11 protein-coding genes and 1 tRNA gene are annotated in these 9,676 nt (G+C 47.0%); 4 read left to right on the plus strand and 8 right to left on the minus strand.

What is annotated here, in order from left to right; all coding sequences use genetic code 11:
• The first annotated feature begins 13 nt into the window (after positions 1 to 13).
• Positions 14 to 415 carry a sigma factor-binding protein Crl gene (gene crl / locus CTZ24_RS04260; RefSeq protein WP_208724902.1) on the plus strand — a complete coding sequence of 134 codons (402 nt, stop codon included), beginning with the start codon at positions 14 to 16 and terminating at the stop codon, positions 413 to 415.
• A gap of 64 nt (positions 416 to 479) precedes the next feature.
• Here the strand turns inward: crl and ompC are convergent, their stop codons facing one another.
• Positions 480 to 1,595, minus strand: coding sequence for a porin OmpC (gene ompC, locus CTZ24_RS04265; protein ID WP_208724903.1), 1,116 nt, complete (start codon positions 1,593 to 1,595; stop codon positions 480 to 482).
• Positions 1,596 to 1,846: 251 nt separating this feature from the next.
• On the opposite strand from ompC, the gene proB reads away from it, so the two are divergent.
• Together proB and proA are read left to right on the plus strand one after the other, a co-directional pair.
• The gene (proB, locus tag CTZ24_RS04270; protein WP_021186172.1) at positions 1,847 to 2,950 is read left to right on the plus strand and encodes a glutamate 5-kinase; all 1,104 of its coding nucleotides are present in this window, start codon (positions 1,847 to 1,849) and stop codon (positions 2,948 to 2,950) included.
• Positions 2,951 to 2,960: 10 nt separating this feature from the next.
• The gene (gene proA / locus CTZ24_RS04275) at positions 2,961 to 4,214 is read left to right on the plus strand and encodes a glutamate-5-semialdehyde dehydrogenase (RefSeq protein WP_208725490.1); all 1,254 of its coding nucleotides are present in this window, start codon (positions 2,961 to 2,963) and stop codon (positions 4,212 to 4,214) included.
• A 153-nt stretch (positions 4,215 to 4,367) separates the two neighbouring features.
• On the opposite strand, the gene CTZ24_RS04280 is transcribed toward proA, so the two are convergent.
• Both CTZ24_RS04280 and CTZ24_RS04285 read right to left on the minus strand, forming a co-directional pair.
• On the minus strand, positions 4,368 to 4,583 hold the full coding sequence (locus CTZ24_RS04280; protein WP_013508022.1) for a YdgH/BhsA/McbA-like domain containing protein: 216 nt from the start codon (positions 4,581 to 4,583) through the stop codon (positions 4,368 to 4,370).
• Positions 4,584 to 4,706: 123 nt separating this feature from the next.
• Positions 4,707 to 4,916, minus strand: a complete 210-nt coding sequence (locus CTZ24_RS04285) for a YdgH/BhsA/McbA-like domain containing protein (protein WP_013508023.1) — start codon at positions 4,914 to 4,916, stop codon at positions 4,707 to 4,709.
• 382 nt (positions 4,917 to 5,298) lie between these two features.
• Here CTZ24_RS04285 and CTZ24_RS04290 point away from each other — a divergent pair.
• A tRNA-Thr gene (locus tag CTZ24_RS04290) sits at positions 5,299 to 5,374 on the plus strand.
• Between the two features lie 222 nt (positions 5,375 to 5,596).
• On the opposite strand, the gene CTZ24_RS04295 is transcribed toward CTZ24_RS04290, so the two are convergent.
• The 5 genes from CTZ24_RS04295 to CTZ24_RS04315 all read right to left on the minus strand — a co-directional run bounded on the left by CTZ24_RS04295 (position 5,597) and on the right by CTZ24_RS04315 (position 9,582).
• Positions 5,597 to 5,992, minus strand: a complete 396-nt coding sequence (locus tag CTZ24_RS04295) for a DUF943 family protein (RefSeq protein ID WP_208725492.1) — start codon at positions 5,990 to 5,992, stop codon at positions 5,597 to 5,599.
• Positions 5,993 to 6,022: 30 nt separating this feature from the next.
• Positions 6,023 to 6,148 (minus strand): DUF3289 family protein, encoded by a 126-nt coding sequence (locus tag CTZ24_RS04300; RefSeq protein ID WP_208725491.1) that lies wholly within the window; start codon positions 6,146 to 6,148, stop codon positions 6,023 to 6,025.
• A gap of 42 nt (positions 6,149 to 6,190) precedes the next feature.
• A complete protein-coding gene (locus CTZ24_RS04305) occupies positions 6,191 to 6,580 on the minus strand; it encodes a DUF943 family protein (RefSeq protein ID WP_208724904.1) in 390 nt (129 codons plus the stop codon).
• Between the two features lie 4 nt (positions 6,581 to 6,584).
• Positions 6,585 to 7,838 (minus strand): PAAR domain-containing protein, encoded by a 1,254-nt coding sequence (locus CTZ24_RS04310; RefSeq protein WP_208724905.1) that lies wholly within the window; start codon positions 7,836 to 7,838, stop codon positions 6,585 to 6,587.
• A gap of 586 nt (positions 7,839 to 8,424) precedes the next feature.
• The gene (locus CTZ24_RS04315; protein ID WP_208724906.1) at positions 8,425 to 9,582 is read right to left on the minus strand and encodes a PAAR domain-containing protein; all 1,158 of its coding nucleotides are present in this window, start codon (positions 9,580 to 9,582) and stop codon (positions 8,425 to 8,427) included.
• Positions 9,583 to 9,676 lie beyond the last annotated feature (94 nt).

Consider the following 9,676-nt stretch of genomic DNA (forward strand, 5'->3'; position numbering starts at 1 on the left):
AGGGAGAATTAGCATGTCGTTACCGAGTGGTCACCCCCGCAGCCGTCTGCTTAAGCGCTTCACCGAGCTTGGCCCCTATATTCGTGAAGGGAAATGCGAAGAAACACGCTTCTTCTTTGATTGCCTTGCCGTATGCATCAATGTGAAACCGGCACCGGAAAGCCGTGAATTCTGGGGTTGGTGGATGGAGCTGGAAGCCCAGGAAGATCACTTTACCTACCAGTACACCTTTGGTCTGTTCGACAAAGCGGGTAACTGGAGTGCTGCCGCCATCAAGGGCAAAGATAACAATACAAAAGTTGAGGAGACGCTGCGCAACTTCCACGAGCGTCTTAAAGCGACACTGCATGAGCTGAAACTGGATCTCAAACCTGCTGCGGGATTTGATGAACAACCGGTAAAGCTGAGCGCGTAACCAATAAAAAGGGCAGGTGATGAGCCTGCCCTCTGATTACAGACACAATGAGGGTAAAACGTTTTTAGAACTGGTAAGTCATGCCCACAGCTACAACGTCGTCGTTGTTGAGTGCCAGTTTGTTGTCATCCGACAGTTGGTTGATTTTGTAATCCACCATCATGGACATGTTTTTGTTGAAGTAGTAAGTCGCACCCACGTCGATATATTTCACCAGGTCGGCATCGCCGATACCGTTTTCGATATCTTTGCCTTTGGTCTGCACATAGCCCAGTGACGGACGCAGGCCGAAATCAAACTGATACTGTGCCACCAATTCGATGTTCTGCGCTTTGTTCGCCGCACCGGCTACTGAAGCTCCCTGATAAGTGCCGCTGATTGGCGTCATGTTGCGGGTTTCAGTGTAGATCGCGGCCAGGTAAACGCTGTTGGCGTCATACTTCAGGCCAGCACCCCAGGACTCCGCTTTCTGGCCTTTACCGTAGGTACGGGCTTCCTGCTGGTTGGTGCGGTCAGAAGAGGTGATGGCGCTGATGGCGCTGATACCGGTGTCACCAAAGGTGTAACCCAGCGATGCGCCGTAGCCGTCGCCGTTCTGGCGGGAGGTATCGGTAGCGCTACCACGGGCGTTGGCGCTGGTGGCGTCGTTTTTGCCCTGATATTGCAGCGCGAAGCGCAGACCATCCACCAGGCCAAAGAAGTTGTTGTTGCGGTAAGTGGCGACGCCAGTGGCGCGCTGGGTCATAAAGTTGTCAGAGCGGGCGGTGCCGTCACCACCGAATTCCGGGAACACGTCCGTCAGGCCTTCCACGTCATACAGCACGCCGTAGTTACGGCCGTAGTCAAATGAACCGTACTGGCTGAACTTTAGACCGGCAAAGCCCAGGCGGGTTTTGTTGCCGCTGTTGGCGTCTGAACCTTCCGAGTTGTTGACGTTGTACTGATATTCCCACTGGCCGTAACCGGTCATCAGGTCGTTGATCTGCGTTTGGCCTTTAAAGCCAATGCGCACGTATGATTTGTCACCGTCTGAGCTGGCATTGTCGCTCAGGTAGTGTTCAGCTTTCACCTTGCCGTAGAAGTCCAGTTTGTTACCGTCTTTGTTATACACTTCGGCGGCATGTGCGGTGGAGGCCAGAGCCAGCGCGGAGACGACTAATGCCAGTTTGCTTTTCATCATTTTGCTATCAATCCCAATGAGTAAAATTTGTTATGCCCGTGAAAGGACTTGTAATAAATCACGGGGACTTTTTACCGGGTGGCGATGAAAGTTTTATGACAGTTTTTCTGTTTTCTTGTTAATCGCGAACTTTTGGTCTACGGCATTGTCCGGGGAATTTTGTGCTTTTCCCCCGGTGGCTGTTGGCTTCCTTGCTCACTCCTGATAAAACGTCCCTTCGCAGAACTTTTTTCTTATATGGCAGGAAAAACATGAGTGGCAGTCAGACCCTTGTGGTCAAGTTGGGTACCAGCGTTCTCACCGGCGGTTCACGTCGACTGAATCGGGCGCATATGGTGGAGCTGGTTCGTCAGTGTGCACAGCAGCACGCGGCGGGCCATCGTATCGTTATCGTTACTTCGGGCGCTATGGCGGCCGGGCGCGAACACCTTGGTTACCCGGAACTGCCACCTACCATCGCCTCAAAGCAGCTGCTGGCTGCGGTGGGGCAGAGCCGTCTGATTCAATTGTGGGAGCAGTTGTTCTCCATTTATGGCATCCATATCGGCCAGATGCTGCTGACGCGTGCGGATATGGAAGATCGCGAGCGCTTCCTGTATGCGCGCGATACGCTGCGTGCGCTGCTCGACAACCATATCGTGCCGGTGATCAACGAGAACGATGCGGTTGCTACCGCCGAAATTAAAGTTGGCGATAACGACAACCTCTCCGCGCTGGCGGCAATGTTAGCCGGGGCCGACAAATTGTTGTTGCTGACCGATCAACAGGGGTTATTTACCGCTGATCCGCGTAGCAACCCGGAAGCTGAATTGATCAGCGATGTACACCAGATCGACGATGCGTTGCGTACCCTGGCGGGTGGCAGCGTCTCGGGCCTGGGCACTGGCGGTATGGCGACCAAGTTGCAGGCGGCGGATGTGGCCTGTCGCGCCGGTATCGACGTGATTATCGCTGCCGGAAGCCGTAGCAATGTGATTGGCGAAGTGATTGAAGGTAAGCCAGTTGGCACCCGTTTCCATGCTCAGCAAACGCCGCTGGAAAACCGTAAACGCTGGATCTTTGGCGCACCACCGGCCGGTGAACTCACCGTGGATGATGGTGCGCTGGCGGCGATTCTTGAACGCGGCAGCTCACTGCTGCCGAAGGGTATCCGTGAGGTGCAGGGCAACTTCTCGCGTGGGGAAGTGATCCGTATTCGTAGCCTTGAGGGGCGTGATATTGCCCACGGCGTAACGCGTTATAATAGCGATGCGATGCGGATGATCGCCGGGCATCACAGCCAGCAGATTGGCGAGATCCTCGGTTATGAATATGGCCCGGTGGCGGTGCACCGCGACGATATGATCGTCAGTTAAGGAGCGGATGATGTTAGAAGAAATGGGTAAAGCGGCGCGGGCAGCGTCGTACAAACTGGCGGAACTCTCCACCGCACAGAAAAATCAGGTGCTGCTGACCATCGCCGATCGGCTGGAAGCGGAAAGCGCAGATATCCTTGCGGCCAATGAGCTGGATCTGGCCGATGCGCGCCAGAACGGTATGAGCGAAGCGCTGCTGGATCGTCTGACACTCAACCCGCAGCGTCTGAAAGGTATTGCCGATGATGTGCGTCAGGTGTGCCGTCTGGCCGACCCGGTCGGGCAATTGATTGATGGCGGGTTGCTCGATAGCGGTCTGCGTATTGAACGTCGTCGCGTACCCCTCGGTGTGGTTGGGGTGATTTATGAAGCACGTCCCAATGTGACGGTGGATGTTGCATCGCTGTGTCTGAAAACCGGCAATGCGGCGATTCTGCGCGGCGGCAAAGAGACGTATCGTACCAACGCCGCGACAGTGCGGGTGATTCAGAATGCCCTGATGCAGCACGGTTTACCGGCGGGTGCGGTACAGGCGATTGAGAACCCGGATCGCGAACTGGTGAATCAACTGCTGAAGCTTGATCGCTATGTCGACATGCTGATCCCGCGTGGCGGCGCTGGCCTGCACAAGCTGTGCCGTGAAAACTCTACCATCCCGGTGATCACCGGCGGGATCGGCGTGTGTCATCTTTACCTTGATGAAACTATGGAGACAGAGGCGGCATTGACGGTAATCGTTAACGCCAAAAAACAGCGCCCGAGTGCCTGTAACTCGCTGGAAACGCTGCTGATTCATCGTGATCAGGTGGCGCGTTTTATCCCGGCTTTCCTGCAACGGATGGCGGATGAAAAAATTACCCTGCACGCCGATGAAAACATAATTGGTCTGGTGCAGAACGGCCCGGCCAGCGTGGTTGCGGTGCAGGCTGCCGAGTATGACGATGAGTGGCTGTCGAACGATCTTAACGTCAAGCTGGTGGATAATATTGATGAGGCTATCGATCATATCCGTGAACACGGCACCCAGCACTCCGATGGCATCCTGACGCGCAGCATTGGCAATGCTAACCGCTTCGTTAATCAGGTGGATTCCTCGGCGGTGTACGTCAATGCCAGCACCCGTTTTACTGACGGCGGCCAGTTTGGTCTTGGGGCTGAAGTGGCAGTCAGCACGCAAAAACTGCATGCGCGCGGGCCAATGGGTCTGGAAGCGTTAACTACCTACAAATGGATTGGCTGGGGCGACGATACGCCACGCGCTTGATGTGTTGTCAGATGAAAAACAGGCACCTTTTATGGTGCCTTTTTTGTCACTGATTTGTAGCGACGCGATTTATCGCGCAACTGTCCAGTCTCCAGATGCGAAAAAGGCCGCCTTGCGGCGACCTCTTCCGGCACGTCCCTGTACGACCATCCGTTATTTGTACAGTTCTGCGGTCATGTGAACACGGTTATTGGTGTTCGCTTCGGTGATTTTGTACTGTGCACCCTGCTGTGCTGCCTGCGCGGCGATTTTCGCTTCTGCACCGTCCAGCGTTGAAGAGGTAACAGAGATGCTTTGCGCGAAGCTGGCTGCTGACATCAGGGAAAGAGCGGCGACAGCGGCGATTGACAGTGCTTTGATAGTTTTCATGGTCTTAATCCTTAATTTGTTTGTTTGGAAGGCTGTGTTCCTTCGATGAAAGTAATAATAACTACAGTTATCGTTTCATAATTGATAATTAGTGCGATAACTGTGATCGTGCTAATTATTACCCTATTTAGTCAGTTCAGCTGACAGGTAAGCACCGTTGTCCACGCGTGCGCCGGTGATTTTGTATGACGCCCCTGCCTGTTTGGCCTGTGCAGCGATTTTGGCTTCTGCGCCATCCAGGGTAGAAGCGGAGGCAGTGATGCTCTGCGCAAAGCTACCGAAAGAAACCAGTGACAGGGCGGCAACTGCAACGAAAGTTTTGATGGATTTCATGGTCATTTCCTCAGAAGTTTGTTTAATCGGTGAGGCGTTGTGCCTCGATGTGAGAGAGAATAGACCTGTCGCCGGGTGAGTAAAAGCTGAGGGATTTGCTGAAAGAATTCAAAAAAATTGAATATAATATGCGCGATGAATCTTTCCTGTTCAGCAGACACCTTTGGTTGAAGGAGTCGCAGCGGCGCGATTTATCGTGCGGTTTTCAGGCAACTCCGGGGTTTAAACCCGCGCGATAAATCGCGCCGCTACCTACAGGTGGGTGTTTGCGATATGAACGGTTTTATCAGGGAATGCTGATAAGTTCCGCCCGCGGTATGTTGCCACTTGACTCGTTTGGCGGTTTTTTCTAACTTATTGCCCCGTAGTTACCCGCCTCAATGCCGGTATAGCTCAGTTGGTAGAGCAGCGCATTCGTAATGCGAAGGTCGTAGGTTCGACTCCTATTACCGGCACCATGTAATTTCAATTACCTACTTTAGTTTCAGGCCAATAACGTTCTCCCTTTTACAATGCACACTCCAAATTGTATCCAGCTTTCGTGCAGGTGATGCCAGGTGATTTATGTCAGAGGCGATCTGAGTTATCTTACCCGTTTAAATATATATACTATCAGCGTAACAAAAATAATGAATCCAGAGATGAATTAATCGTATTTCTTCAGTGCGAGTATATTGTTTTTAGTTGTAAAAAAAACCTCTGTTTCTACTCCACCCAATATTTATTAGTGGGTCTTTCTTAATGCATCTAGCCTCGGTTGGTATTTCATAAAAACATAGCAAATCTGAGTCCTCATCCGTTCCACGGTCAACTCGAAATCCATCGCCAAATCCTTGTATAGATATACTGTAGTAACCATCATCACGTTTGTGTGGAATGTTATATTTTTCATTAATTATTTTTTTGTTGTTCTCCCACCATGTAATTTGCATTTTTTTTAAATGGGGGAAATTTCTGACCAGTATGACGTCACCATGACAGTCATAAACTTTCTTGCATTCATTTTTACCATATACTGCAACTATCTCAACAGGAGTTAAAAAACTCCAAAGAATGTAGGTAAGCCCTGAAAAAATATCATTCCTATGAAAGTTCTTATTTTGTGTTTATTCATTTTTCCAGCCGCTTATGTCAACAGTCGCGTTCATTTCTGTAATAAACGGTTTGTAGTCATATTCATCCCAACGCTGAAGAGTGAACCACAACCTGAAAATGCGGAGTTGCTTATAAATTTACCTCAGACACGCTAAATTTAAATGTTTTTTGATGCAACTCTATCTATAAAATTGCCCAGAATTCTTACTCCATCCGATCCATAATAAAGGGTCCTTCTTAATGCAATGTGAAGAAAAAACCATATCATTGAAGCATAATAGATCAGAATCTTCATCAGTTCCATGATCCGGTTGATAACCTTCTCCGAAATTTTGAATGAATACATTGTAATAACCGTCGCTTTGTATATGAGGAACTCCATACTTTTCCTTTAACCATTTTTTATTAGCTTCCCACCATGCAATTTGCCTGTTTTTTAAAAATGGAAAATGTCTGACAAGAAGGACATCATCATGCACAGCAACAATCTCAACAGGTATTATTATTTTGCTTGAAATGTAAGCAAAGAGAAGAAATACTATTAATCCAGGTAGAGATTTTTTATACATATCTTCACCCGTATATCTCTAAAGTAGCATTCATCTCAGTGATGAATGGTTGATAATTGTACTTACTCCACCGTTGAAGAGTAAACCATAAACGAAAAATTCTAAACTTATTATAAAGCGGATTTTTAATGTCAAGATCATCTAAGCCGAAATGGTCCTGGATACGATAATGTATGATGGCATGGTATTTGTTACTTTGGATGGAAATTGATTCAATGGTTATGTAAGTTGACCATGTATCATGGACGCTGATTACAAGTCCATTTATTCTGTCTATTATAAGATTAAATTTAGGAAGGATGGAGTTTTTATTTAATAAGGTCTTAAATACTTCTTTTTTTGTGTGTGGGATTGTTCTTTTTTCATAATCAATGATGTCTTTTAATGTGTTTTTTATGGTTAGCAATGAGCTATGTTTAGATTCGTCATTTAGTATCTGCTGTTTCAATGCCTTATCCAGTAGCGAACTCCTGAAGGTCTTTCCTGTATTTCCCTGCATATGCGTAATCATCTCAGTGATCACATTTTTATATTCACCATGAAAGGAAAACAGCTTCGCCAGCTCGCGAAACTCGTCAAACATCAATGCAGCACATTGTTCTTTACTGACGGATGGCATTTCTTTTAACCCAAAATCAGGCAATGAATACGGGGATTTGAATATATGGGATCCGATGGGCGCTTTTAATTTCAGAGTATGTGGACTAACCTTCGTAGAAACGTCATGCACGTCAATATTAAAACGGTCTCTCAGTGCGACAATATCCAGATCACCATGCCGCATATCGTCAGCCTGATAATCATCCATCTGTCTTAGGGTTTGAAAAATCAGCGCGGGTAGGGGCAGCGGTTCAGGTTTTATATCGTCCCTGATTGTTGGTGCGACTTGTGTAAGTTCAGACTGCATTTCAGGCTGCCGCTCAGTTGCTAAAGGAAAAGTTCTTTCCCCCATTCCCCGTATCCCCGCAACATCTTCCTGCGTATAAGTTGGGTAAAGATTGGAAGGAATAATTTTCGCCTTGCAGGGGCAAGATCTATGGCTGTCCAACGACCCGGCAATACGTTTATTATCGGGTCCGCTGGTATAGTGAGATATACCGCCAATGATTCGATACGTTTTGCCATTTTTCCCACAGGTAACAGGATCGCCTTCCCTTGCCTGAGGCTTGCCGAAAGAAAAACCCTGCGCTGTTCCTGCGGTAATTTTACCGCCGCATTTAGTCTTGTCACCCTGACAAAGCACGATGCCTTTCGCCATTTCCCTGGTCCTGTGTTGCCCTTTTATCCGTCAGCGGGGGAGTCTACTTTTTAATCGGTAGTGAGTAAATCAGCAAAAATCATTTGATGCAGGGAAATTCAAAAAATGTGAAGCTGCTCTGATTAAAATTGATTGGTCTGTTTTGATTTTTTCAAACTATCTTTTGACGTAATTAAATAGTTATTGACAATATGTTGAATAATCGTATTTCTTCAGTCTGAATATATTGTTTTTTAGTTGTAAGAAACCTATTTTTGCTTATGAAGCCATTTCACGATGATACATCGATTTTGTTAATTATTATAAAAAGTTTATGTCTGGGTGGATTCAGGATTATCTTACTTTTTTGAATATAATCAGGATCAGGGGAACGCAAATAATAAAACCCAAAAAGGCTGTGTTAATAATTACATTTAATGATTCAATTAAAGATTCAGTTATTGCCCAATGCTCGGTCACGGGTATGGTTTTGGTAAGCTGCATTGATTGTTTATCGTAGATATCAGAGTAGGAAAAAGATGATATCATCAAACCCAAAAAGTAGAATATGGATACAATTCCAATCCCACTCCAACGCAGAAAGAATTTAGTCTTGTTCGTTAATGTCATAAGAACCTCCAGGAAGGCCACCAATGGTTCCACCTGAGTACGGAGATAAAGAATTGCCAGTAGTAGCGATTTCCGCAGCAACTTGGTCGATCATTCTGCCGGGATATTTTTCTAAAGGGTGGATGCTATCATTATTAGGATATTGTGTTTTAAAATTTTTTGTCATCTCCATGACGGACATAGAAGACATATCCGCTGCTCTTTTTGCTAAATGTCGTTGCAGAGAAATCGGGACGGTAAAGTCGTCCTCTGCTTCGATGGGTAAATGAGTAGTAAGCGAAGTATAACCACTTTTAAATAGTTTTGAGCCAGAGAGTTTTATTCCAGAAACTGAATGTGTTGTACAGTTATTCCCAGTGACATCATACTCGTCTATCGTACAACCTCTCCTTTTGGTTGTTTCATTCATTTTCTCTGTTTGAATTGCTGGATTGTCCTTAATCCAAAGATCTTCAAAGTACGTTCTGATCAATCTTTTGTCTGCATCATCAATACGAAAGACACGAGCATTCATTCTATGGAGTTCCTTTTTATAGTAGACCTCTGCATCTTCATCTTTTAAAAAATTAAGAATTCCATCTCCTGTGAATCCACCAGGCCCGGTTCTACCAAACCGCCCATAGGTATAAAGGTATATGCGGTCATTTTCATGTACAGAAACAAACGTGTGTCCTGCACCGATGATTTCTGTCCAGATATAAACGCCATCTGGTATAGGTTTTTCATTTTGTTGGCTGATAACAAGTTGCCTGTTTTGCTCCAGAAGATTTTGGATAAATTGATTCGGTTTTGTTGCCGTTTCAGCAGGCACTTGTTTGGTGGCATCCATCCCCCGTATCCCCGCAACATCTTCCTGCGTATAAGTTGGGTAAAGATTGGAAGGAATAATTTTCGCCTTGCAGGGGCAAGAGTTATGGCTGTCCAACGACCCGGCAATACGTTTATTATCGGGTCCGCTGGTATAGTGAGATATATCGCCAATGATTCGATACGTTTTGCCATTTTTCCCACAGGTAACAGGATCGCCTTCCCTTGCCTGAGGCTTGCCGAAAGAAAAACCCTGCGCTGTTCCTGCGGTAATTTTACCGCCGCATTTAGTCTTGTCACCCTGACAAAGCACGATGCCTTTCGCCATTTCCCTGGTCCTGTGTTGCCCTTTTATCCGTCAGCGGGGGAGTCTACTTTTTAATCGGTAGTGAGTAAATCAGCAAAAATCATTTGATGCAGGG

Origin of the sequence: Pantoea phytobeneficialis (assembly GCF_009728735.1) — a bacterium.
Classification (GTDB): Bacteria; Pseudomonadota; Gammaproteobacteria; order Enterobacterales; family Enterobacteriaceae; genus Pantoea; species Pantoea phytobeneficialis.